The sequence below is a fragment of the Streptomyces verrucosisporus genome (genome assembly GCF_017114865.1).
In the GTDB taxonomy this organism is placed as follows: Bacteria; Actinomycetota; Actinomycetes; order Streptomycetales; family Streptomycetaceae; genus Streptomyces; species Streptomyces fenghuangensis.
In genome coordinates, this window is sequence record NZ_JADEYH010000100.1 from 1 (window position 1) to 318 (window position 318).

The 318-nt window shown below is 66.7% G+C and carries 1 protein-coding gene; it reads right to left on the reverse strand.

The window, feature by feature from the left end; all coding sequences use genetic code 11:
• A partial coding sequence (locus IQ279_RS27625; protein WP_206352058.1) for a transposase occupies window positions 1–318 on the reverse strand: 318 nt, incomplete at both ends.

A 318-nucleotide genomic window follows, 5' to 3' on the forward strand; every position in this document is an offset into this window, starting at 1 on the left:
TCGCCGGATACTTCCGGCCCCACGTCTCGGCGAACTCGGCGAACCGCTCCAGTGCGGCTTCCTCGGTCGGCGCGGTGGGGGTACCTCCCGCTTGCGGGGGAGAGACGGGCTTGAGGAGCTTGGCGATTTTGTCCCAGTCCTGGCGGGCGGCATAGCGGAAACTGTTGCGCAGCAGATGGACCACGCAGGTCTGCACCACTGTGCGAGGCCAGACGGTCTCGACCGCGTCGGGCAGGCCCCTCAGCCCGTCGCAGACCAGCATCAGGACGTCGTTCACGCCGCGGTTCTTGATCTCGGTGAGGATGTGCATCCAGTGCT